We start from the raw sequence: 25,176 nt of genomic DNA, 5'->3' as shown, positions 1-25,176 counted from the left end.
ACCTTGGCTGCTAGGCGTCATGGTGGCGACTCATTCCTTTATTTATTGGAGAAATTTATTGTTTAACCACAATATTTTCTTGTGATGGATCAACATGTTGCATTTTCAATTTGTCAGTCGCGATACTTTCCACACGACTGTGGTCACCCAACGCATTCTCTTCCAGAATCAGGTTACGCCACTCGATATCGAGCGCGTCCCGCTCCAGCACCAACTGCTCACGCTCTGCGGTCAACAAGCGTGTACGGTGGGCGGTGGTTACCACGAAAACAGCAGATACCAACACCGCGATCAGTAAAATCAACGGGATCTTCGCATTGCGGATTAAATCACCGCCGATGACCCCAACTAAACCGTGGCGTTCGCTGCCTATCACTCTTTAATCCTCTCGGCAAAACGCAATACCGAGCTTCGTGCCCGTGGGTTTTCAGCCACTTCAGCATCTGGAGGCATCATCTTGCCAACCGATTTCAATGTGCGCCCACCCATGCTGCGCAACTGCGCTTCCGTCAATGGCAACCCCGCCGGCACCTGTGGTCCACGGCTGTGATGACGAATAAAGTTTTTAACAATACGATCTTCAAGAGAGTGGAAGCTAATTACTGACAAACGGCCCGCAGGGGCCAGGACTTCAAGTGCGCCATCAAGTGCGCGCTCAATCTCTTCCAACTCACTATTGATATAGATACGAATAGCCTGGAAGCTACGGGTAGCAGGATGTTTGTGCTTTTCGCGAAATGGGCTGGCGTTGGCAATCAAATCCGCCAGCTCTTTGGTACGAGTCATCGGTTGAGTAAGGTTGCGCTCAACAATGGCTTTGGCCAGACGCTTGGCAAAACGCTCTTCACCAAAGGTTTTCAGCACCCACGCGATATCATCAGCGCTGGCTTTCATCAACCATTCAGCAGCTGATAATCCACGGGAGGGGTCCATGCGCATATCCAACGGCCCGTCACGCATGAAAGAGAAACCACGCTCAGGGTCATCCAACTGTGGTGATGAAACCCCGAGATCCAGCAATACACCGTCAATCCGGCCCACTAAGTCCAGCTCTCGCACATAATGTGCTAACTCGGAAAAAGGACCGTGTACGATAGAGAAACGCGGATCTGTAATAGATTTTGCCGCTTCGATAGCTTGTGGGTCACGGTCAATTGCAATCAGACGCCCTTCTGGCCCAAGCTGGGACAGAATCAGACGCGAATGGCCACCACGGCCAAAAGTTCCGTCAATATAGATGCCGTTATCGCAGATGTTCAGGCCATTTACCGCCTCATCCAGCAATACGCTTGTATGCTTGTAGTTGTTATCTACAATTTTGTTGTTATCTACCATGCTTATAGCGATAAGTCCTGTAGCCGCTCAGACAATGGTTCCTGAGTGGACTGTTCTGCGTCGATGTCATCCTTGACTTGTTGATACCAGGTCTGTTCATCCCACAGTTCAAACTTGTTGAACTGCCCAACCAGCATCACTTCTTTATTCAGCCCGGCATGCTGTCGCAGTGTTCCTGCGATCAGTAAGCGCCCAGCACCATCCATCTGACATTCACTGGCGTGCCCTAACAGCAAACGCTGAACCCGACGTTCAGCCGGATTCATGCTCGACAGACGGGATAATTTTTGTTCAATGATTTCCCATTCAGGGAGTGGATAAAGCAACAGGCATGGTTGGTGAAGGTCTATGGTACAGACCATCTGGCCCTGCGATTCCTCATTCAGTAAATCCCGATAACGGGTAGGTACGGCAAGCCGCCCTTTACTGTCGAGGTTAACCATCGTTGCACCACGAAACATGACTGAGTTACCCCTTCATGACCCAATTCGCCACTTTACCCCACAAATCCCCACATTAAAGAGTTTACGGATGGTATGAAAACCTTGTCAAGCCAGAGCCGATGCGCTTTGACAATATTTATGGGCCGTTTTTGAGATATATCTCGTAGAAGGGGCTATTTTAGTGGTTGTAATAGAAATTAACGTCATGATAAACGGGCTATTTTTCCGCCAGTAATTCCAGCTACTTAAATAAATAATTAATTGTCGATTAATTGTCTCATTATTTCCTTCTGCAAGGAATGTCTCATTTTTAGTATGAAAATTGTACGGTCTAAAAATAAACAGCCTGAGCACAAAACCCGCTGCCGCTGGCGTCTCCTAAGGAAAAATAGCGGTAATCGACGGCAAAACCCACAGCAACACAATAATAACCTTGAGAACAACAAGTGTTACTGGCGCGACATTTTACTTCAATTAACCGACGGGGATTAATCTATTTTGAAATAAATTATTGGTGTCTATTTCCGAGTATCACTGAAATATGAATGCCTTCAGACAGATAAATCTTAAATTAGCAAAATTGAATGATTTAGTTTTTGTCTCACTCATTATTTTAAATTTGACTGACCTTTGCCGGCCCCCCTCTGCTGATAACGGAGAAACACAACTATCTGTTTTTAAAGTAAAACAAGATACCTTACCATTTAAAAAACCACCAAAAGCTCAATTCCTCACAGTACAAAGTATAAAAATCAGCCAAATGTTAAAAATAAAAATTTTGAGCTGGTTATATTACAAACAATAGCACTGTAAACTACATTAAAAGCAAAAAAGCAATACAATCACCTGCCATTAAAATGATTAGCAATATATAAACACTGCCAATAATCTCATCAATTGGCGTTTTGGCAGATTTTTCCCCCAAGTAGGGAGTTAATGACAATGTTTTCAACTGGGTCCCGTCTGCGTAGTGCCGCAGCCGATACTTTTGCACTGGTAGTGTATTGTTTTGTCATCGGCATGATAATTGAAATCGTGATCTCGGGAATGACCTTCCAGCAGTCTCTTTCTTCTCGCCTGGTTTCAATACCGGTCAATATCCTTATTGCCTGGCCTTATGGGGTGTATCGGGATGCTTTTATCCGCTTTGCGCGTCATCATGCCGGCAAGTATTTTTGGGCAAGGAATCTGGCAGACTTACTGGCCTATGTCAGCTTCCAGTCTCCAGTTTATGCCATAATTTTGTGGTCGGTCGGGGCTGATTTAGAGCAAATCACTACAGCGGTTACCAGTAACGCGTTGGTTTCAATGGCGATGGGTGTGGCTTACGGCTATTTCCTGGAATATTGCCGTCGATTGTTCCGCGTGGCGGGCTATATTTGAATACCCGCCATCTTTCATGGTGCAGGTGTGTTGGCTGTGCTCACTACTCGGCCCATCCATGGGCCTCACCTCGTTGAGGCCGCTGCCGCCTCCTGCACCATAAAATCTATTGGGTATTAAGCGTCCTAACCGAAATGTTTATTACTCGGTTACTTGCGGCTCAAACTGCCACGGCGGAACAAATTGCGGCGAATACGGGTTAAACCCGGTTTCGGTTTATGCGGTTCATCCAGACTGGCTAATACCAGCTCCAGTACGCGCTCGGCAACATCGCGATGACGCTGTGCCACCGCCAGTACTGGGCACTCAAGGAAGTCCAGCAACTCGTTATCACCAAAAGTAGCAATCGCCAGATTACTGGGTAAACGCCCACTTTGCTTTAAGGTAACATCCATAACGCCCTGTAGTAGCTGGAATGAGGTGGTAAACAACGCCTGTGGCATTGGGTGGGTCTTAAGCCACTGCGCAAACAGCACACCGGCAGCTTCGCGCTCGTAGCTATTGGCATACAGGTAATCGACTTTACGTGGATCATCTTTCCACGCCTCACGGAATCCCATCTCACGCAAGAAACTGACTGACAGTTCCGGCAGCGCGCCTAAATACAATACAGATTCCGCCGGGAAGGCACGCAGTTCTTGTGCCAACATCAGTGCATCTTCTTGATCCGCGCCGACGACGCTAATGAAATGCTCCCGATCTAGCGCCCGATCCAATGCAATTATTGGCAATGGATCATTAGCCCAGCGCTGGTAAAAAGGGTGCTCAGGGGGCAATGCGGTAGAAACGATAATGGCATCAACCTGACGCTGTAACAGGTGTTCGATACAACGCATCTCGTTATCTGGTTGATCTTCCGAGCAGGCTATCAACAGTTGATAACCGCGCTGGCGCGCCTGGCGTTCCAGATAATTTGCAATGCGGGTATAGCTGGTATTCTCAAGATCCGGGATCACCAAACCGATGGAGCGGGTTCTGCCCGCGCGCAATCCTGCCGCAACAGCATTTGGGTGATAGTTATGTTCCCTGACAACCGCCATAACTTTGTCTACTGTTTTATCGCTGACTCGGTACTGTTTCGCTTTGCCATTAATGACATAACTGGCCGTTGTACGCGAAACGCCCGCAAGACGCGCGATTTCATCCAGTTTCACATTAACCCCTTATAAACCCAATAAAGTGATGAAAGGCATGATGTCTGCCAGAGCTAAATATCCCAGCATTTCTCAATACGCCAATAAACCGCAGTGTTACAGGCTAAAACACACGATTTATAGACATAGTTTAACTACGGATATAGCACAACGTAGATCTAACCGCAGAACTCACTATTGAGCAACCGCTTTAACCGCCCTATAACGCTATCTCGGTTAAAAAATAAGAAAAAAAAAGCCCGACACACCTGCCGAGCCTGATTATTGGAGATTAGTCAGTGTTAATAAGTTTCATTAACGCATAATCTTGTCACCGCGTGACACACCAACAATGCCTGAGCGGGCAACTTCAACAATTTCTGCCACTTCCCGCACCGCATTGAGGAATGCATCCAGTTTATCACTGGTGCCCGCCAGTTGGACGGTGTAGAGCGTGGCGGTAACATCCACAATTTGCCCACGGAATATTTCCGCACATCGTTTCACTTCCTCACGCCCGTAACCACTGGCCTGCAACTTTACCAGCATAATCTCACGTTCAACATGCGAGCCAGAAACCAGCTCACTGACGCGCAGTACATCCACCAATTTATGTAGCTGTTTTTCTATCTGCTCCAGAACTTTGGCATCACCTACAGTCTGAATCGTCATGCGGGAAAGTGTAGGATCGTCGGTCGGCGCAACCGTTAAACTCTCAATGTTATAACCACGTTGAGAAAACAGGCCCACCACTCTTGAGAGGGCACCTGATTCGTTTTCCAGTAGAACTGATAAAATCCGGCGGCGCATAATTATGTCCTCTCCGTTTTGCTAAGCCACATTTCGTCCATGCCACCACCACGAATCTGCATCGGGTAAACATGCTCCGTTTCATCAACCGTCACATCTACAAATACCAAACGCTTGGTCTCGGATAATTGTGTCAGGGCATCAGCCAGTTTGCTTTCCAACTCATCCGGCGTGCGGATGGAAACACCAATATGACCATAGGCTTCAGCCAATTTGACGAAGTCAGGCAGCGAATCCATATAAGACTGTGAGTGGCGGCCAGAGTAGATCATATCCTGCCACTGTTTCACCATGCCGAGATAGCGGTTGTTCAGGTTCAGCACGAGCACTGGCAAGTTATATTGCAGTGCAGTAGATAACTCCTGAATATTCATCTGGATGCTACCATCACCGGTAACGCAAACTACCGTTTCGTCTGGTAACGCCAGTTTAACGCCAAGCGCTGCCGGCAGTCCAAAGCCCATCGTCCCAAGGCCTCCTGAGTTAATCCAACGGCGTGGTTTATCAAACGGATAATAAAGTGCGGCGAACATCTGGTGTTGACCGACATCAGATGTGACATAAGCATCACCGCTGGTGAGGCGATGTAGGGTTTCGATCACTGCCTGCGGCTTGATTTTTCCACTGTCTTTGTTGTAACTCAGACAATTACGGGCACGCCATTGTTCGATGGATTGCCACCAATCACGTAAACTATCGCAATCTTGTGTGCAATCAATCTGAGACAGCAGCTCCAGCATCTGTACTAAGACTTGTTTGGCATCACCAACAATCGGAATATCGGCATTTACGGTTTTCGAAATTGAAGTCGGGTCGATATCAATGTGTACCACAGTGGCATTCGGACAGTATTTCGCCAGATTATTGGTGGTTCGGTCATCAAAGCGCACGCCAACGGCAAAAATCAGATCCGTATTGTGCATCGCCATATTGGCTTCGAATGTCCCGTGCATCCCCAACATACCCACGCTTTGGCGATGAGTGCCCGGGAAGCTCCCCAGCCCCATCAAAGAGCTGGTCACCGGCAAATTCAGTTGCTCAGCAAGAGCTAGCAGCTCTTCGTGGCAGGCAGAATTAATCGCCCCACCGCCGACATACATGATGGGTTTTTTAGCCGTCAGAATAGTTTGCAGCGCGCGTTTAATCTGCCCACGATGGCCTTGTACCGTGGGGTTATAAGAGCGCAAGCTAACCTGATCCGGGTAGGCGTAAGGCATTTTTACCGCAGGGCCAACGATATCTTTTGGCAAATCGATAACGACCGGACCTGGGCGGCCAGTCGATGCCAGATAGAAGGCTTTTTTCAGTACCATTGGAATATCTTCAGTGCGCTTCACCAGAAAACTGTGTTTCACCACTGGGCGGGAGATCCCCACCATGTCACATTCCTGAAAAGCATCGTAACCTATCAATGAGCTAGGTACCTGACCGGAAAGCACCACCATCGGTACAGAATCCATATACGCGGTAGCAATACCGGTAATGGCATTGGTCGCCCCAGGGCCGGAAGTGACTAGCACCACGCCAACCTCACCGGTTGCCCGAGCATAACCATCGGCCATGTGAACCGCGCCTTGTTCATGGCGTACCAGCACGTGATCGATGCCGCCGACCGTATGCAGGGCATCGTAGATATCAAGTACGGCCCCGCCGGGATAACCGAATACATGCTTCACGCCCTGGTCGATTAACGACCGGACAACCATCTCGGCTCCTGACAACATCTCCATGGGTTTTGCCTCCAGGCTTTGTTTGCTCATTGGATAACGGGAAGTCATTTCCACGGGATCCTGTAGGAAAGGCACTACGCCCTGATTCCTATATTTATTATTTTTAACGTAACCAACTTATTAACATAACGTCAGATTTTCTGGCAGGCAAATGGCAATTCGCTGCGCTAAAGACAATTCTGTTGGTCGTGCTCTGTTTTTGCTTACATTCCAAACATAAAACACTGCCTGTTAAGGAGTGACCTTAGTTTAAACACCGCCAAGATGACCAATCATAGAACTTAATTAGGCTGATAATTTTTATGCATCGGAGGAAGAAAAACAGGGGGCGATACCGAGCCAGGTGGCGAAAGTGCTGAACGTTCAGAAAAACAGCGGCTGCCTGTTAACAACAGACAGCAACGTAATAACACTATCGATTAATCACGGTACATCGAATCAATTTCATTCTGATAACGCTGGAGAATGATTTTGCGACGCAATTTCATCGTCGGTGTCAGTTCACCGGTTTCCATGGTGAATGCCTGTGGTAACAACGTAAAGCGCTTAACCTGCTCGAACATCGCCAACTCTTTTTGCATATCTTTCAGTCTTTGTTCAAACAAACCGACAATATGGCTATGGCGTAACAACTCTAACCGGTCATGGTATTTCAGGTTTATCGAACGGGCATACTCTTCAAGTGATTCAAAACAGGGCACAATCAGCGCTGAGACAAATTTGCGCGTATCGGCAATAATCGCGACCTGCTCAATGAAACGATCCTGACCGAGTGTGCCCTCAATCATTTGCGGCGCAATGTATTTGCCGCCGGAGGTTTTCATCAAATCTTTCAGCCGTTCGGTGATAAACAAATTACCCTGAGCATCCAACGCCCCGGCATCCCCCGTTTTGAGCCAACCATCTTCGGTGAACGACTCTGCCGTCTGTTGCGGTTTATTAAAGTAACCACGCATCACAATCGGGCCACGTACCTGAATTTCATTCTCTGCGCCCAAACGCACATCAATCCCCGGTAATGGCTTACCGATAGAGCCGAACCGGAAGTCGTGCTCTTCCCAACAAGAGACGGTGGCACAGGTTTCGGTCATGCCATAGCCGTACTTAATGTTGATACCGATGGACTGGAAAAACAGGATGATATTGTCATCTAACCGAGCACCGGCGGCCGGTAAAAAGCGCACTCTACCCCCCAACACCCCTCGCAATTTCCTCAACACCAGACGATCCGCCAACTGGTACATCTGTTCGGATAACAATGATAATGTTTCCCCACGTTGCAGGCTTTGGAATTTGCGCTCACCCCGACCTACCGCCCAGCGAAACAATAGCCGGCGATGCCATTTTGCCAGAGCAACTTTGTCATTGATGGCACTGAATACCTTCTCGTAAAAACGAGGGACGGCACACATCACTGTCGGCTTTACTGCCTGCATTGCCGAGCGCACCCAATCAGTGTCGCTGATATAGACATTTTGCGCGCCGGTATGCATTACATAGAAGCTCCACGCCCGCTCAAACACATGGGATAACGGCAGGAAACTAAGAGAGACATCCTCTGCTGTCAGGGTTAAGCGCTGATCGTGCAAATAAAGCTGGGCTGCCATATTACGGTAATCCAGCATCACACCTTTAGGTTCACCCGTGGTACCCGAGGTATAAATCAGTGTGAATAAATCATTTAAGTCGCAACTATCTATACGCGTAGTGAGTAGGTGCTGTTGGACCGCATCAGGTTGTTGCTCAAAATCAGCTAAGTGTTGGGCATATTCACAACCGCGCAAATCGACTGCGGGGTTTAATACAATAATTTGGGCAAGTTGCGGGCACAGCGGCTTTAGTGTTGCAGCAACATCAAATTGTGTCTGTCCACCGACAAATAAAATACGCACATCGGCATCATTGAGCACATAAGCAGCCTGAGTGCTGGTATTGGTGGCATACAGTGGGACGCTGACGCCACGCAACTGTAAAATAGCTAAATCCGCCAACGACCAAGTCATACTGTTGTTGGCAAAAATCCCAATACGCTCCTGAATGGCAACCCCGAGGGATAACAAAGCTGCTGAAATCCGGGTGACATGCGTGTCAACCTGCTGCCAGCTTAGTTGTTTTTCACCCTCGGGTGACCATTCACGCAAAGCTATCTGGTCAGCACGGTGGCTGATTTGTTGGCGCAGACGGCGCACAAGGTGGTATTGCTCTAATGTGTGGGTCATAACATCGCCGCTCGCTATATACTTGCTGTCTTCCAAGTTGCTACTGTGTGATGGCGGGTGCTCATCCAAATCACATGACGGAGTCCGTTCATTGGGAGCCTTTCATTTACCGCCTTGCTACACCTTGAAATCTATTGGGTATTGATTATTCATTAAAGTGTACTGTAACTTACCACTAATTGGCATTCAGCTTACATGTGTTCACTTTTTTTCGCGCAGTCTACCTGCTCTATTGGCTATGGCAAACAAAATTCAGAGTAGAAGTGTGAGCTGAAATTGACTTTGATGAAAAAGAGAGCGTTTAGAACCATAAGAGTGAGGGGTAAACACGGCAATAACGTTGTATTGAACTGACCAATGGCTGGAAACAAAACATGTTTTAATTTAGTTGTTACCTTTACCTGCCACTGAAAATAATATGATTCCAGCAGCAGGGGTTAACAAAAGTAATTACTCAGGAGTATCCAATTGGCTGAGTAACTCTTTCATCCACTGATGGCCTTTATCTCTATCAGTAGATTCGTGCCACGTGAGATAACATGGGCGGCATGTTTCCTTCCAAGGTAAAGAGATAAGTTTCAGATTAAGTGCTTCACTGTATGTTTGAACAAGCCAGCGAGGAGCAATCGCCACAAAGCAAGTTTGGGATACAATATTAAGCACACTATTCATATCGGTACTTTCATATACAATAGTTTGAGCACTTATCTCTGATTCATAATAATGCTCACTGAAAGAACCTACTTTATCCAATGACACTACCGCGTGTGACTCTGAAAGGAGCTGTTCTTGCGTAATTGAATTATCAATACGGGGGTGATTTTTTGAGACCGCCAAAACGGACTCATCATTAGATATTGATAAATAATGGAAGTCTGGGCGCTCAAACTTGGTATAACCTATCACAAACTCGGTCTCTTGATAACGTAACTGATGCTCAATATTATCATTCAAATAGGATTTGATAATGAGTTGAACATTAGGCGCTAATTGCTTAACACTTTCTATTATTTGTGCCGTCAATCTAATATCTAACGGGCTACAAATAGATAGATTAAAGATTCGCCCACTCTTTTTGGCTTCAAAGCCCGCACCGGGTAACTCATTTTGAACTAATTGCAGAGCTTGTCTAACCGGGCCAAACAATTGACGAGCCCTGGCGGTAGGCTGGATACCACGGCCATAACGAACAAACAGCTCATCATTAAACATCACTTTCAAGCGAGCGACTGCGTTACTCACCGCAGGCTGGGACATCCCCAGTGACTGGGCTGCACGTGTTACATTATGCATTTGCATCACCGCATCAAAAACCGTTAATAAATTGAGATCGACACTTCTTAAGTGAACATCACTACCTTCTTTTTTAGTTACTTGGTCGTCGGCTACTAAGTTGTGTTCAAGCATGCTTAACTCCACTGATCTTTATGCAGATGACATGATTAATAGAAGAATCCTGCTGATACTTTTACATACCTCAAAATATCTTTATTCTCTTACTATTAACGATGCCAATGTTCTCATCATTACTCTTGTCAGGTAAAATGAGTCTCATCCTTGTATAAATGCAAAAGTATTAATTCCCTCCCTACCTTTCAGTCAATAACGCCCATAGATAAGTGCGTGAACAAGATATTCACATAAAGTATCTTATATATGCTCATACAGTAATTTACATCAGGAATATCAAACCATTAAATTATAAGCACCAGTAATAAAATCAACAAGATGATCACATCACAAAATGGGATAGTTGACAACTATGCCATTAATAAATAATAAATTCATCAATTGAAACTTATTAGTTCTTATTTATTAGTATGAATATATTAAATAGTGGATTAGATCTAACCACACTTAAGTATGAATTCACGCCATATTCATAACATCTAAAGCCAATAAATAATAGCATTTATTAGAGTGATGAATATTTATATTCAACAAATATATAATAGAAAGATAATAAGGCTTATTGTGAATTTATAATTATGGATTACTCTTACTTACCTCATTCCATCTCTGGGAGACTTAAATATAACGTCCCAAAACTGATGTTCACCTCTCTAGCTAGAGAATTTATGATCCAAATATCAAAAAAGCACAATAATCCATATTATTAAGACTATGCCAAATAAAACAAAATCATCAGCATCTATTTTTAGATTAAAAATCCTATATTTTTAATTTTTAGGTTTTTTGTGTCGTTATAAGGAATTGATAACCCGTGCAACCAGTTGAACTGGCCATTTTAAACAAAAGTTGACATGACCACAAAATTCACGTATCAATTTAGGCAACGCACTATTTTAACCCATGAGAAACTGAAAAATTATGTTCTACTCAACCCGCCTACTAAGCCTACTACTTAACGCATCTCACTTGCGCGGTATGTTGGTGGACGGAAATCAGAACTGATTCAGTCATCAAGATTAACAAGCCCGCGCAAATGCGCGGGTTTTTTTTTACCCGCTAAGCGCAAATGTAAACACGACAAGGAACAACCCATGAGCCAACAAGTCATTATTTTCGATACAACATTGCGCGACGGTGAACAAGCATTGCAAGCCAGCCTGAGTGTTAAAGAGAAGCTGCAAATCGCGCTTGCACTGGAAAGAATGGGTGTCGATGTAATGGAAGTCGGTTTCCCGGTTTCCTCCCCTGGCGATTTTGAGTCAGTGCGCACCATCGCTCAGCAAGTCAAAAACAGCCGCGTGTGTGCTCTGGCTCGCTGTGTAGACAAAGATATTGATGTCGCCGCCGAAGCTTTACGTATTGCTGAAGCCTTCCGTATTCATGTGTTCTTGGCGACATCCACCTTACATATCGAATCCAAATTAAAGCGCTCATTTGATGATGTGTTGGCGATGGCAGTGCACTCGGTGAAACGCGCTCGCAACTATACCAATGATGTTGAATTCTCTTGTGAAGATGCTGGCCGTACCCCTATTGATAACCTGTGCCGCATCGTAGAAGCTGCGATTAATGCCGGCGCGACTACCATCAATATCCCTGATACTGTCGGTTACACCACTCCTTATCAATTCGGCGGAATTATCACCGACTTGTATGAGCGGGTGCCAAATATTGATAAAGCCATTATCTCGGTGCATTGCCATGACGATTTGGGCATGTCCGTTGCCAACTCCATCACCGCAGTACAAGCCGGTGCGCGTCAGGTAGAAGGCACGATTAATGGTTTGGGCGAACGCGCCGGTAACTGTTCACTGGAAGAAGTGATCATGGCTATCAAAGTGCGTGAAAAGATGTTGGGCGTGCATACCAATATCAATCATCAAGAGATTTACCGCACCAGCCAGTTGGTCAGTAAGTTATGCAACATGCCAATACCCGCTAACAAAGCCATTGTCGGCAGTAATGCTTTCGCTCACTCATCCGGTATTCATCAGGATGGCGTGCTGAAAAATCGTGAAAACTACGAAATCATGACACCACAATCCATTGGCTTGAAAGAAGTGCAGTTGAACCTGACCTCCCGTTCTGGTCGCGCGGCGGTCAAACACCGTATGGAAGAGATGGGTTATCAGGATAAAGATTACAATTTGGACTCTTTGTACGACGCATTCCTGAAGCTGGCAGATAAAAAGGGCCAGGTATTTGATTACGATTTAGAAGCGTTAGCCTTCATTAATAAACAACAGGAAGAGCCGGAACACTACCGTTTAGACTATTTCAGCGTGCAGTCGGGTTCCAGCGTAATGGCAACAGCATCCGTGAAATTGGTCTGTGGCGAAGACATTAAATCAGAAGCGGCCACAGGTAATGGCCCGGTTGATGCGGTGTATCAGGCCATCAATCGCATTACCGGTTATGAAATTGAACTGGTGAAATATCAACTGTCTGCCAACGGTCAGGGTAAAGACGCATTGGGTCAGGTTGATATCGTGGTTGATCATAAGGGTCGCCGCTTCCACGGCGTGGGTCTGGCAACAGATATTGTCGAGTCATCCGCTAAAGCGTTGGTTCACGTATTAAATAACATCTGGCGCGCTCATCAGGTAGAGATTGAGAAGCAGCGCTTGCAACAAAATAATCAGGAAATGGTGTGAACATGACTAAGACTTATCATATTGCCGTTTTGCCCGGAGACGGTATTGGCCCTGAAGTAATGGCTCAGGCAAATAAAGTATTGGATGCGGTGCGTCAACGTTTCGGCATCAAGATTTCAACTAGCGTTTATGATGTAGGTGGTGCAGCCATCGACCGTCACGGCAGCCCGTTACCGGCAGCGACAGTCAGCGGATGTGAGCAGGCTGATGCTATCTTGTTTGGCTCGGTAGGCGGCCCGAAATGGGAACATTTGCCACCGGCTGAACAACCCGAGCGTGGTGCGTTGTTGCCTTTGCGCAAGCACTTCAAATTATTCAGCAACTTGCGCCCGGCGCGGTTGTATCAAGGGTTAGAAGACTTCTGCCCATTGCGCAGCGATATTGCTGCCAAAGGTTTTGATATTCTGTGTGTGCGTGAATTAACCGGCGGTATCTACTTCGGCCAACCCAAAGGCCGTGAAGGCCAAGGCCAGCACGAGCGTGCTTTTGATACCGAAGTTTATCATCGCTTTGAGATTGAACGTATTGCCCGTATTGCCTTTGAATCTGCGCGTAAACGTCGTGGCAAAGTTACTTCTATTGATAAAGCCAATGTGTTGCAAAGCTCTATTCTGTGGCGTGAAGTGGTAACTGCCATTGCGGCCGATTACCCAGATGTTGCGTTGTCCCATATGTATATCGATAACGCCACCATGCAGTTGATCAAAGACCCTGCCCAGTTTGATGTATTGCTGTGTTCTAACTTGTTTGGCGATATTTTGTCTGATGAGTGCGCCATGATAACGGGTTCAATGGGGATGTTGCCGTCGGCCAGCCTGAACGAACAAGGTTTCGGTTTATACGAACCCGCAGGTGGCTCCGCACCCGATATCGCGGGCAAAAATATCGCCAACCCAATTGCCCAGATTTTGTCATTAACTCTGCTGTTGCGTTTCAGTTTAGGTAAAGACAATGCCGCCGATGCTATTGAGCATGCGATCAATCAGGCATTGGAACAAGGCTATCGCACGGCTGATTTGGCAGGCGAAGGTAAAGCCATCGGTACCAACGAAATGGGCGATATTATCGCTAAATTCGTGATGGAGGGGGTGTAAAATGGGCGAAACGTTATATCAAAACAAGACCTTATATCAAAAATTGTACGATGCGCACATCGTTTACGAAGCGCCAAATGAAACCCCATTGTTGTACATCGACCGCCATCTGGTGCATGAAGTTACTTCGCCGCAAGCCTTTGATGGTTTGCGCGCCATGGGTCGTCCGGTGCGTCAGCCGGGTAAAACCTTTGCCACGATGGACCACAACGTTTCAACCCAGACCAAAGATATCAATGCCAGCGGCGAAATGGCGCGGATCCAGATGCAGGAACTGATTAAGAACTGTGCTGAGTTCGGTGTCTCTTTATATGACCTGAATCATCCGTTCCAAGGCATCGTCCATGTGATTGGCCCTGAACAAGGTATGACTTTACCGGGCATGACTATCGTCTGTGGTGACTCACATACCGCAACCCATGGTGCATTCGGCTCATTGGCCTTCGGTATCGGCACTTCAGAAGTTGAGCATGTGCTGGCAACCCAGACCCTGAAACAGGGCCGTGCCAAAACCATGAAAATCGAAGTTAACGGTACTGTCGGTGCAGGGATTACCGCCAAAGACATCGTCTTGGCGATTATCGGCAAAACCGGCAGCGCGGGCGGCACCGGCCATGTTGTGGAGTTCTGTGGCAGCGCGATTGCAGCGCTGAGCATGGAAGGCCGGATGACATTATGTAATATGGCGATCGAGATGGGTGCTAAAGCCGGTTTAGTCGCCCCGGATGACACCACTTTCGACTACCTGAAAGGTCGTCAGTTCGCCCCAACTGGCGAGCAGTGGGAACAAGGCGTGGCCTACTGGCGCAGCTTGAAATCTGATGCTGATGCTAAATTTGACACTATCGTCACCCTGGATGCCGCCGACATCGCGCCACAAGTCACTTGGGGCACCAACCCGGGCCAGGTTATTGCGGTTAATGACATGATTCCTGCGCCTGAGTCCTTCAGTGATCCCGTTGAACGTGCCTCGGCGGAAAAAGCGTTGGCATATATGGATTTGCGCCCCGGCATTAAGTTGACCGAGGTAGCCATTGATAAAGTCTTTATCGGTTCCTGCACTAACTCACGCATTGAAGATTTGCGTGCCGCAGCAGCGGTGGCGCAAGGTCGTAAAGTCGCGACTGGCGTGCAAGCTATTGTGGTACCCGGCTCAGGCCCGGTAAAAGCGCAGGCAGAAGCGGAAGGTTTGGATAAGATCTTTATCGAGGCCGGTTTTGAGTGGCGTTTGCCTGGTTGTTCCATGTGTTTGGCGATGAACAACGACCGTCTGGAACCCGGAGAGCGTTGTGCCTCCACCAGCAACCGTAACTTTGAAGGCCGTCAGGGCCGTGGTGGCCGCACACATTTGGTTAGCCCGGCAATGGCCGCCGCCGCCGCTGTCAGTGGTCATTTTGCTGATGTTCGCGACTTAGAAGCCGCTACCCACTAACCGGAGACACCATTATGGCTAAATTTACTCAACACACGGGTTTGGTTGCTCCGTTGGATGCGGCAAACGTCGATACCGACGCGATTATCCCAAAACAATTTTTACAAAAAGTGACGCGCACTGGCTTTGGCCAACACTTATTTAACGATTGGCGTTTTCTCGACGACGCAGGCAAAGTGCCAAACCCTGAATTTGTGCTGAACCAACCCCGCTATCTGGGTGCAACCATTTTGTTAGCGCGTGAGAATTTCGGTTGTGGCTCCTCACGAGAACACGCGCCGTGGGCATTGACCGACTTCGGTTTCAAAGTGGTTATTGCCCCTAGTTTCGCTGATATATTTTACGGTAACTCGTTTAATAACCAATTATTACCAGTGACCTTAAGCGAAGCAGATATCGATACCTTATTCCAATTGGTTAACGATAATGAAGGCATCGAGTTTATTGTTGATTTGGAACAGCAAACAGTGAATGCCGGTGGCAATAGTTATTCTTTTGAAATAGACAGCTTCCGCCGCCATTGTATGATTAATGGTTTGGACAGTATTGGCCTGACGTTGCAGCATGAAAGTAATATTTCTGCATATGAAAAACAGCAACCGGCATTTTTACGTTAATTTATTTTAAGTTCATTTTGTGAGTATATTGTTGGTGTCAGGTAAGCCCTGACCCAACAATTCAAAATAGATAAAAATCCCATTTTAAAACGCACCCTTCCTTTTTTCATTATTCACAAAAACAAATCCCATATCAATCAATATGTTACATGATATATTCTCAAGTCATTATTTTAACTAGATATTAATTATTCTGATATTGATTTATTTGATTATATTTTGTGCTGGCGGTCACTTTTTATTTTTTCAACCAAGGTATGCTATTATTCACCATCCACACCTAGAGGGCGCCTTATGATACGCATTATACTGCGTTACGAAGCACGCATCTCCGGCGATAGCCGAGCCTGGTTTAATATAGATTACCGCCTCGCCAACGATTTCCCGCGTTAACTCCCCCATTGCTTATTCAGCTTAGGCTGAAAAAACTCATCTCTTTATTTTGTTGCCGTCATTGGTAATGCGAATGGCTATTTTCACTCGCCAAAATATGACTGCATTTTAAATATTAATAATAAAAATACCCAAAATGATTGGCGTTGCAGAGACGTTAGCTGCGACTTCAAGTTCCAAGGGTATTTGGAGTCATAAGCCATGAAACGTATCCCAGAGCCCTTCCGTATTAAAATGGTTGAAAATATTCGGATGACCAATCGGGAAGATCGTGAGAAAGCATTAATCGAGGCAGGCTATAACCCATTCTTACTGCCGAGTGAAGATGTCTATATTGATTTGCTCACCGACTCTGGCACCGGTGCGATGAGTGACCGCCAATGGGCCGGATTAATGATGGGCGATGAGGCCTATGCCGGTTCGCGTAACTACTATCACTTGTGTGACCAAGTGAAGAAACTGATTGGCTATCCATTTACTATCCCAACCCATCAGGGGCGTGGCGCGGAGCAAATATTATTCCCTTGCCTGATTGCGAAAAAACAAAAAACCGGTGGTGGCAAGAAACCGGTCTTTATTTCCAACTTCCACTTTGATACCACTGCCGCCCATGTTGAGATGAACGGCGCGAAGGCAATTAACGTAGTCACGCCGAAAGCCTTTGATACCGTTACGTATTATGACTGGAAAGGGGATTTCGATTTAGATCAGTTAAAGGCAACCATCGCTGAACATGGTGCAGAAAACGTAATTTCTATTATTACCACCGTGACCTGTAATAGCTCCGGCGGCCAACCTATTTCCATGAGCAATATGCGTGAAGTGTATCGCATCGCTCAGCAGCACAATATTCCAGTAGTGATCGACTCGGCTCGCTTCTGTGAGAATGCCTGGTTTATCAAACAAAGAGAGCCGGGTTACGCAGATAAGTCGGTCAAAGAGATCATTCTGGAGATGTACCAATATGGTGATATGTTAACCATGTCTGCCAAAAAAGATCCCATGGTGAATATTGGCGGGCTGTGTTGTTTCCGTACCGATGAACACCTGTTTGACGATGTTCGCATCCGTTGTGTGCCAATGGAAGGGTTTGTCACCTATGGCGGTTTAGCCGGCCGTGATATGGAAGCGCTGGCTATCGGGCTGGAAGAAGGGATGAACGAGGACTTCCTGAAGTACCGCATCGGACAAGTCGAATATTTGGGTGAACGCCTGCGGGCGGGCGGGATTCCAATTCAGTATCCTACCGGCGGCCACGCGGTATTTGTCGATGCCAAGATTCTGCTGCCACATATTCCGGCGGAGCAATTCCCAGCCCAAGCCTTAAATAACGCACTGTATCTGGAGGCGGGTATCCGCAGTGTGGAAATTGGCTCGCTACTGTTGGGACGAGATCCAGAAACGGGTAAACAAAAACCGTCACCGCTGGAACTGCTGCGTCTGACTATCCCGCGCCGGGTCTACACCAACGACCATATGGATTACATCGCTGATGCCCTGATCTCGCTCAAGTCACGCGCTCATGATATCAAAGGCTTAACCTTTACCTACGAACCCCCGGTTCTGCGCCACTTTGTTGCGCGATTAAAACCGGTCGAATAAAGCGCGACTGCCACTCTCCCCCTGCTCACTTCAGGCTGGGGGAATATTGCTGCCAAATAGGTTAGTCATTACCCTTAGCGCCCTACCGGGCGCTATGCCTCTCTCACCCGTGCACAGATGATTAACGCCAGAATAGCTAATCCCATCGCCACCACATATACCGAATTATGGCCCCAGGTTTCGGTCAATACCCCTTGCAGAACCCCAGCCAGAATCACCCCAGTGGAAATGCTATTGGTAAACAGCGTGGTTGCTGCCCCGGCTCTGCCTGGCATTAAATCCTGAAAATAGAGCATGCCAATCCCGGCGACAATACCAATAAAAATGGCATTAAAAATCTGCAATAGCATCAGTGCAGTTTTGAATTTGAATAACACCAATCCGGTATAAAACAGCACACCCGCCAGCACCGCAAACAGCATAATTTTGCGCTTACCAAAACGCCTGACCGAGTAACCCGCCAGCAGCATAATAGGGATTTCCAACCCGGCAGCAGTCCCCATCAACAGACCAGCCAACCGCTCAGGCAATCCCAAGCTTGCTGTGATATACAGAGGCATATCAATGATGTACATGGTGTTGCAGGTCCACATCAACATTGAAGCAATAAACAGCAACAAAACGTCTTTATCGGCAAACAAACTGCCCTGCACCACCGCTGGCGCATCTACTACTGGCTCTGCTCGCTGCACCGAGGGCAAAATAAACCACACCACCAGCGCACTGAGGACAAAAATACCGGCGGCGATACTGAACATCAGCGTAAAGCCATAATTCAGCGCTAACATAAACGACAGCGGCGGGCCGATAACCCAAGCCAATGAAAGCTGCGCACGCATAATCGAACTAAACATCACCACTTCCCGCGCCGAGCTATCGGCATATTCTCGCGCTAAGGCGAAAATCTGCGGCATGGCGGTATTTGCTACTGCTGCCAGCAGCACACCGGCAGTGATTAGCGTCAGATAGTCACGATTAAAAGCAAATAGCAGGCAGTTCCCCACCGCCATCAAGTAGCAGACCATAATTAGCTTGCGGCGGTCACCACGTAAATCTGATCGTTTGGCCAGTACAAAGCTGACGGTAATCCCGGCAATGGCATTGACGGTATAAAACAATCCCACCCACAGTGGGCGTACTTTCACTTCAGTGCTTAAGAACAAGCTTAATGTCGGTGCCTGTAACGCGCCGGCGATACCGGAAAGAAAAGCCACCACGAAGAAAGCGAGAAACACCGGGTTAATACGGCGGGAAAAGATCAAAGCAGATTTCATTCCAGGCTCCAGCGCCAGAAATAACAATTAAACGCTATGCTACAGAAGCGGGTAGATTTATATAGAGAAAAGTATATCAGCCGCATAAATTTCACATCCGAATAATGGATACGGCTGACCGTGTTTCAGCCTCAAGGAGACAGGATATTATCCAAAGTCATTGGGGCTATAGCTAGGCAGCAAGCGAACAAATCCCGATGAGCTTACTCAAGTAAGTGATTCGGGTGCGTGAACGCAGCTAACAACGCTGTAGCCTCAAGGAGGCAGGATAAAAAAAGCCAGCAGGTTGTTAAGCCCACTGGCTGGTGAAAGTCACCATTACTCAGAAATTTTTGGTACACAGCAAGGCAAGACTTGGTTCATTTAACAAACATCAACATCAATTATCATCTACCACAGCTCACAAAGTGTGCTCTGTTCGGGCGATGATATCGTCTTGTGCATCTGGCGATAGCGCGGTAAAGAATGCCGAGTAACCGGCAACCCGCACCACCAGATCACGGTAGCGGTCTGGGTGCTGCTTGGCATCGAGCAATATCTCACGCGATACAATGTTGTATTGCACATGCCAGCCCAGATACTCCTCGAAGAAGGTACGCAACATCATCATCAGCTTTTCGCGATCACGCGGGTTATCCAAAGTTGACGGATTCAGTTTTTGATTCAGTAGCACCCCGCCCAGAATAGAGGCTGTCGGCAGTTTTGACAGGGAGTTAAACACCGCAGTTGGCCCCAGATGATCAGTACCAGAAGCAGGGCTTGCTCCCTCCGCCAGCGGGCTGTGCGCTTTACGGCCATCCGGTGTTGCCATCGTTGCCGCACCAAACGGCACGTTAGCAGAGATAGAGGACGTCCCGGCGTAATAGGTACCGCCTATCGGGCCGCGACCAAAGCGGGTATTGTGATATTGCTTCAACTCATCAATATACGTCTGATAAGCGCGCACCAGCAGTTGGTCTACATCATCAACATCATTACCGTATTTCGGTGCTGAATTAATCAGATGTTGGCGTAATTGCTCACCGTTCAGGCCAGCAAAGTCATTTGTTAACGCCGTTGCCAGTTGCTGCTGTCCGATAAGCTGTTGTTCAAACACCAGTTTTCGTACCGCTGCCAGACTATTACCCAAATTGGCAATGCCCACCTGCAAGCCGGAAACCCAGTCATAACGCGCGCCGCCCTGCTTAATACTTTTACCGCGCTCAATACAGTCATCCACCAGTGCAGAACAGACAATATCGTGGGCATTCTCTTCCAACACCGTATCTACCACACACTCAATTTCGATGGATTTTCGCGTGTAGTAACGAATCTGCTGATCCCATTGCGCCATCACTTGTGAGAAATCAGTGAAGTTACCCTTCGATAACCCCTGCTCTTGCGGCAAGAATACTTGCCCAGAGGTCGCATCTTTACCTTGCTCCAGCGCCGCTAGCATCACGCGAGCAAAATTAATAAAACTCATGCCAGTACAGCGATAGCCCCATTTCCCCCCCACCGCAGTTTCAATGCAACCGATGGCAGCGTAATCGTAAGCATCCTGTGGCTCTACACCCAATTTGATAAATTCAGGAATAACAATTTCGTCATTATTAAACGCAGGCATACCAAAGCCGCAGCGAATGACTTGCACACAGGCATCGAGGAAATCATCACTGATACCGGCATGGTAGCGCACGCTGAGATTCGGCTGAGTTGAACGTAAACGGCCGCAAGACTCCAACACCGCATAAGAGAGCGGGTTAACCGCATCAATCGCTTTACCCTGCACCAGCTTCTGCCCACCAATAGTGACATTCTGATACAACGGGCTGCCCGCCGAGGCTTTGGAGTGCGAACCGGAACGGATCTTGTTCACTTCCAGCAACTTGAGCCAGCAGCTATGCAACATCTCAATGGCTTTTTCGCGGCTGAGGGTATTTTCCAGCTCCACGTCACGGCGATACCACGGATAGAGGTATTGGTCGAGGCGGCCAAAGGAAACCGAGTGGCCGTTAGATTCAATTTGCAGCATCAATTGGATGAAATAGCACAACTGCAAGGCTTGCCAGAAGGTCTGTGGCGGTTGGTGAGCAATCAGTTCGCAGTTTGTGGCGATAGTTTGTAACTCAATGCGCCGCCAATCACGGCTCTCTTCTTCTGCCATTTGCCGCGCAACCGCCGCATAACGTTCGATATGTTCGCTCAGCGCCGCCAATGAAATATCAATGGCTTTAAGGAATTGCTCTTTATGCAGGTCACTCCAGTCCGTCAGTTGTAACCGTTCGCGGCGACTTGCCACTTTGCTGCGCAGACCATCCAGTCCTTTTTCCAGCAATAACGGGAAGTTAACCGCCAAATGCGCATCGCCGGAGGTCATATTACCTTCGGCTTTTATAATGCCGGTAGCCAATAACGCTTTTTGCTCATCGGTAAACATGCCGTAGCAGCGGTCCTGCACTGTTTGGCCGCGCCACCACGGGCAGATACGGTGCAATACCGCTTTATCTGCTGCACTGACCGAGAAACCCGCACCGGGGCGATCGGCCAGCTCATCAATTTCGTTTTCAATCCAACTCACGGTGTATTCAGGGAAAATTGGCGCGGCGCGCAGTTGGCTGGCCTGATTACCGATAATCAGCTCATCATTTTTGATCCAGACGGTGCGAAGCTGTAAGTGATGCGCCAGCGCCAGCGCGCGCCTGACGGGGAGAGGTTTGTCCTGATGCTGCTGATAAGCCTCGGTATAATGCTGAGCTCGCTCGGTACAAACCGGCGGCTTCACAATGTGGATCAGTGCGTTTTTATGCTGTTTCGTCCGTTCGCTTAGCGTTACCAAATCAAGGGTGGTCATAGCATTATCCTCGTAAAATTGCGGTCAAGCCTTTATCACGGGCATAGCTTTCCGCGAAGTGAAGCAGTTCAGGAGCGTCCAAAGGTGTGCTTGCTGCCCGATACTCTTCACCCAGCAGCGAATATTTGTTGATACCCAACGTGTGGTAAGGCAAAAAGTGAATCTCTTTAACGCCTATCTCATCAGCCGCAAAATCGACGATCCCTTGTATAGAGTGGCGATCTGCATTGAAATCTGGGATCAACGGCACCCGTACTGTGATGTTGGTGCCCGCTGCCGCTAACTGACGAAAGTTGTCCATCACCCGTTTAGCCGAACCTCCAGTCCACTGGCGAAAACGGTTTTCATCCGTGTGCTTTAAATCCGCCAGCATCAGATCCAGCCACGGCAAAGAGGGCGCGATGTAATGCCACGGCGTATGCAGACAAGACTCAACCGCCGTGTGGATACCAAGCAGATGACAGCGTTGCAATAACTCAGCCGCTACATCGGGTTGCATAAATGGCTCACCACCGGATAGCGTCACACCACCGCCACTGCGCCGATAAAACGGCATATCGCGCAACAGTGTTGCCATAGTGGTATCAATATCAATCGGGCTACCACACACCGTCAGTGCACCACTCGGGCAACGCACGGTGAGTGCCTGAAGGTCATCCTCTTCCAGCCGTTGGCGCGTGATAACAATGCAATCGTCAATGCGCTCTATTGCCTGTGGGCAGGTCTGTTGGCACAACTCACAACCTGATAAGCACAGGCGCGAGTCAAATAGCACCTCCGCTTTACGTGATCGACTTTCCGGGTTTTGGCACCAACGGCAACTCAGCGAACAGCCTTTCATGAATACCACACTGCGAATACCGGGGCCGTCATGGGTGGAATAACGCTGTAAATTAAAAATCATTTATTCCTCCCGTTGGCGGCATTGCCACGATAACCCGCTTTCATTGGCAATCAGTATCTGCGTAATATAGGGAAAGAAAAATTGATGAAATTTGCCGCGGAGTTCCTCTTTTATGTCTGCCTCACGTCTACAACAGCAGTTTATTCGCCTCTGGCAACGTTTTAATGGCCAGCCGACGGAAACCACCTTGCAGGAGCTGGCAGACGTGCTCAGTTGTTCACGCCGCCATGTACGATCCTTGCTGGGTAGCATGCAACAAGAGGGTTGGCTAAGCTGGCAGGCTGAAGCGGGTCGCGGTAAACGCTCACAACTGGCCTTCCTCTACTCCGGGTTGGCACTGCAACAACAGCGGGCCGAAGAGCTGCTGGAACAGGACCATATCGATCAGTTAGTGCAGTTGGTAGGGGATAAAAAAGCAGTGCGCCAAATGCTGCTATCCCAGTTGGGACGCAGTTTCCGCCAAGGAAAACACATCCTGCGGGTGCTCTATTATCGCCCGCTACAAAACCTGCTGCCCGGTACCGCGTTGCGCCGCTCCGAAACGCATATGGTGCGGCAGATTTTTAATGGCCTGACACGCATAAATGAGGAAAATGGGGAACTGGAACCGGATTTATCTCATCACTGGCAAGCTATTAGCCCGTTGCATTGGCGTTTTTATTTGCGCCCTGCCATCCATTTTCACCATGGGCGTGAACTGGAAATGGATGATGTCATCAGCAGCCTGACCCGGCTGATTCCGCAGCCCCTGTTCTCTCATATCACCGCCGTGCGCTCACCAACGCCCTATGTGATTGATATCCATCTAAGTTGCCCGGATCACTGGTTGCCATGGTTGTTGGGTAGTGTTCACGCCATGATTTTGCCGCAAGAATGGGAGAATCAACCCGACTTCCGCCGCCATCCTATTGGTACCGGCCCCTACTCGGTGATTAGAAATCACCATAATCAGTTGAAGATACAGGCTTTTGATAACTATTTTGGTTTCCGCGCACTGATTGATGAGGTCAATATCTGGGTGCTACCTGAGTTGTCTGAGGAGCTGGTTTATTCCGGTGTGCAATTGCAGGCTGACGATACCAGTAAAAACGAGCTGGAAAGTCGGCTGGAGGAAGGCTGCTATTTTTTACTGTTTGATCAGCGATCGCCTCAGACCAGTAACCCAGAGATCCGCCGCTGGTTGTGTGAGTTGATAACACCGGTCACCCTGCTCAGCCATGCAGATCCTTTCTATCAACGCTACTGGTCACCGGCCTACGGCATGCTGCCCCGCTGGCATCACAACCGGCTAACCACCCTTGAGCCAAAGCCCGCAGGGCTGACCGAATTGACGCTGACATTTTACAGCGAGCATTCCGAATTTGACGCCATCAGCCAAACATTAACCACATTGTTGGCCGCACACGGCGTCACACTGGTGATACAAGTGCTGGATTATGTCAGTTGGTATCAGGGCGATGCGCACAGTGATATCTGGCTTGGCAGCGCGAATTTCTATCTGCCACTGGAGTTCTCCCTGTTTGCCACCCTGTACGAACTGCCGCTACTACAACATTGTTTGGATGAAAAACTGCATCAGGATGTTGAATTATGGCGAAATAATACCCTGCCGATGGCGGATTGGAGCCAACGGTTGGTTAGCCAGAATCAATTCCACCCGCTGTTCCATCATTGGTTAGAATTATATGGGCAGCACAGTATGCGCGGGGTGCGCATGAACACGCTCGGCTGGTTTGATTTCAAATCGGCCTGGTTTACCCCACCAGAGGGCTAACCTGCTTTCATCCGCCCAGATTAGTCTCTACAATGGCACCGTCTCAACGGGGTGCGGAAAAACTGTTGTGGTCGTGTCCAGAATTCATGCTGGTTCGTTCCATTAACAATGAAACAAAAACGTCGCGAGGTAG

The 25,176-nt window shown here is 47.9% G+C and carries 20 protein-coding genes; 9 read left to right on the top strand and 11 right to left on the bottom strand.

Features of this window, described 5'->3' with window-relative positions:
- Positions 1-55: 55 nt before the first annotated feature.
- The 3 genes from ftsL to mraZ are packed head-to-tail and all read right to left on the bottom strand — an operon-like array spanning position 56 to position 1,796.
- Positions 56-376 carry a cell division protein FtsL gene (gene ftsL / locus Q2T72_RS03795; protein ID WP_083160535.1) on the bottom strand — a complete coding sequence of 107 codons (321 nt, stop codon included), beginning with the start codon at positions 374-376 and terminating at the stop codon, positions 56-58.
- Complete coding sequence (rsmH, locus tag Q2T72_RS03790) at positions 373-1,335, bottom strand: 16S rRNA (cytosine(1402)-N(4))-methyltransferase RsmH (RefSeq protein WP_372568672.1); 963 nt, start codon at positions 1,333-1,335, stop codon at positions 373-375. The genes ftsL and rsmH overlap by 4 nt, the downstream gene beginning before the upstream one ends.
- A gap of 2 nt (positions 1,336-1,337) precedes the next feature.
- Positions 1,338-1,796: a division/cell wall cluster transcriptional repressor MraZ gene (mraZ, locus tag Q2T72_RS03785; protein ID WP_004875568.1), complete on the bottom strand. Its 459-nt coding sequence runs from the start codon at positions 1,794-1,796 to the stop codon at positions 1,338-1,340.
- 523 nt (positions 1,797-2,319) lie between these two features.
- Here mraZ and Q2T72_RS03780 point away from each other — a divergent pair.
- Together Q2T72_RS03780 and Q2T72_RS03775 are read left to right on the top strand one after the other, a co-directional pair.
- Positions 2,320-2,583 (top strand): hypothetical protein, encoded by a 264-nt coding sequence (locus Q2T72_RS03780; protein WP_083160539.1) that lies wholly within the window; start codon positions 2,320-2,322, stop codon positions 2,581-2,583.
- A gap of 137 nt (positions 2,584-2,720) precedes the next feature.
- Positions 2,721-3,161 (top strand): L-alanine exporter AlaE, encoded by a 441-nt coding sequence (locus Q2T72_RS03775; RefSeq protein WP_193784727.1) that lies wholly within the window; start codon positions 2,721-2,723, stop codon positions 3,159-3,161.
- 149 nt (positions 3,162-3,310) lie between these two features.
- Here Q2T72_RS03775 and cra read toward each other — a convergent pair whose 3' ends face one another.
- From cra to leuO, 5 genes are all read right to left on the bottom strand, one after another.
- Positions 3,311-4,315 carry a catabolite repressor/activator gene (cra, locus tag Q2T72_RS03770; protein WP_005181395.1) on the bottom strand — a complete coding sequence of 335 codons (1,005 nt, stop codon included), beginning with the start codon at positions 4,313-4,315 and terminating at the stop codon, positions 3,311-3,313.
- Between the two features lie 294 nt (positions 4,316-4,609).
- Positions 4,610-5,104 carry an acetolactate synthase small subunit gene (gene ilvN / locus Q2T72_RS03765; protein WP_004388986.1) on the bottom strand — a complete coding sequence of 165 codons (495 nt, stop codon included), beginning with the start codon at positions 5,102-5,104 and terminating at the stop codon, positions 4,610-4,612.
- Between the two features lie 2 nt (positions 5,105-5,106).
- Complete coding sequence (ilvI, locus tag Q2T72_RS03760) at positions 5,107-6,834, bottom strand: acetolactate synthase 3 large subunit (RefSeq protein ID WP_083163874.1); 1,728 nt, start codon at positions 6,832-6,834, stop codon at positions 5,107-5,109.
- A gap of 419 nt (positions 6,835-7,253) precedes the next feature.
- Positions 7,254-9,053 (bottom strand): long-chain fatty acid--CoA ligase, encoded by a 1,800-nt coding sequence (locus tag Q2T72_RS03755; RefSeq protein ID WP_372568671.1) that lies wholly within the window; start codon positions 9,051-9,053, stop codon positions 7,254-7,256.
- A 450-nt stretch (positions 9,054-9,503) separates the two neighbouring features.
- Positions 9,504-10,460 (bottom strand): transcriptional regulator LeuO, encoded by a 957-nt coding sequence (gene leuO, locus Q2T72_RS03750; protein ID WP_083160545.1) that lies wholly within the window; start codon positions 10,458-10,460, stop codon positions 9,504-9,506.
- Positions 10,461-11,557: 1,097 nt separating this feature from the next.
- Here leuO and leuA point away from each other — a divergent pair.
- The 6 genes from leuA to tnaA all read left to right on the top strand — a co-directional run bounded on the left by leuA (position 11,558) and on the right by tnaA (position 18,258).
- Positions 11,558-13,120, top strand: coding sequence for a 2-isopropylmalate synthase (gene leuA, locus Q2T72_RS03745; RefSeq protein WP_372557997.1), 1,563 nt, complete (start codon positions 11,558-11,560; stop codon positions 13,118-13,120).
- 2 nt (positions 13,121-13,122) lie between these two features.
- Entirely contained in the window at positions 13,123-14,214 is a 1,092-nt protein-coding gene (gene leuB, locus Q2T72_RS03740) for a 3-isopropylmalate dehydrogenase (RefSeq protein ID WP_372568670.1), read from the top strand.
- 1 nt (position 14,215) lies between these two features.
- The gene (leuC, locus tag Q2T72_RS03735; protein WP_372568669.1) at positions 14,216-15,646 is read left to right on the top strand and encodes a 3-isopropylmalate dehydratase large subunit; all 1,431 of its coding nucleotides are present in this window, start codon (positions 14,216-14,218) and stop codon (positions 15,644-15,646) included.
- A gap of 14 nt (positions 15,647-15,660) precedes the next feature.
- Entirely contained in the window at positions 15,661-16,263 is a 603-nt protein-coding gene (gene leuD / locus Q2T72_RS03730) for a 3-isopropylmalate dehydratase small subunit (protein ID WP_083160554.1), read from the top strand.
- A gap of 294 nt (positions 16,264-16,557) precedes the next feature.
- Entirely contained in the window at positions 16,558-16,656 is a 99-nt protein-coding gene (gene tnaC / locus Q2T72_RS03725) for a tryptophanase leader peptide (RefSeq protein ID WP_083160556.1), read from the top strand.
- Between the two features lie 201 nt (positions 16,657-16,857).
- On the top strand, positions 16,858-18,258 hold the full coding sequence (tnaA, locus tag Q2T72_RS03720) for a tryptophanase (protein WP_372568668.1): 1,401 nt from the start codon (positions 16,858-16,860) through the stop codon (positions 18,256-18,258).
- Positions 18,259-18,350: 92 nt separating this feature from the next.
- Here the strand turns inward: tnaA and Q2T72_RS03715 are convergent, their stop codons facing one another.
- The 3 genes from Q2T72_RS03715 to Q2T72_RS03705 all read right to left on the bottom strand — a co-directional run bounded on the left by Q2T72_RS03715 (position 18,351) and on the right by Q2T72_RS03705 (position 23,269).
- The gene (locus Q2T72_RS03715) at positions 18,351-19,532 is read right to left on the bottom strand and encodes a sugar efflux transporter (RefSeq protein ID WP_372568667.1); all 1,182 of its coding nucleotides are present in this window, start codon (positions 19,530-19,532) and stop codon (positions 18,351-18,353) included.
- Positions 19,533-19,932: 400 nt separating this feature from the next.
- Positions 19,933-22,365 (bottom strand): formate C-acetyltransferase/glycerol dehydratase family glycyl radical enzyme, encoded by a 2,433-nt coding sequence (locus Q2T72_RS03710; protein ID WP_372568666.1) that lies wholly within the window; start codon positions 22,363-22,365, stop codon positions 19,933-19,935.
- Positions 22,366-22,369: 4 nt separating this feature from the next.
- On the bottom strand, positions 22,370-23,269 hold the full coding sequence (locus Q2T72_RS03705) for a glycyl-radical enzyme activating protein (RefSeq protein ID WP_083160564.1): 900 nt from the start codon (positions 23,267-23,269) through the stop codon (positions 22,370-22,372).
- Positions 23,270-23,381: 112 nt separating this feature from the next.
- On the opposite strand from Q2T72_RS03705, the gene sgrR reads away from it, so the two are divergent.
- On the top strand, positions 23,382-25,043 hold the full coding sequence (gene sgrR / locus Q2T72_RS03700) for an HTH-type transcriptional regulator SgrR (protein WP_372568665.1): 1,662 nt from the start codon (positions 23,382-23,384) through the stop codon (positions 25,041-25,043).
- Positions 25,044-25,176 lie beyond the last annotated feature (133 nt).

Origin of the sequence: Yersinia sp. 2466 StPb PI (genome assembly GCF_041538325.1) — a bacterium.
GTDB lineage: Bacteria > Pseudomonadota > Gammaproteobacteria > Enterobacterales > Enterobacteriaceae > Yersinia > Yersinia enterocolitica_E.
This window is presented reverse-complemented; position numbering and strand designations above follow the sequence as displayed.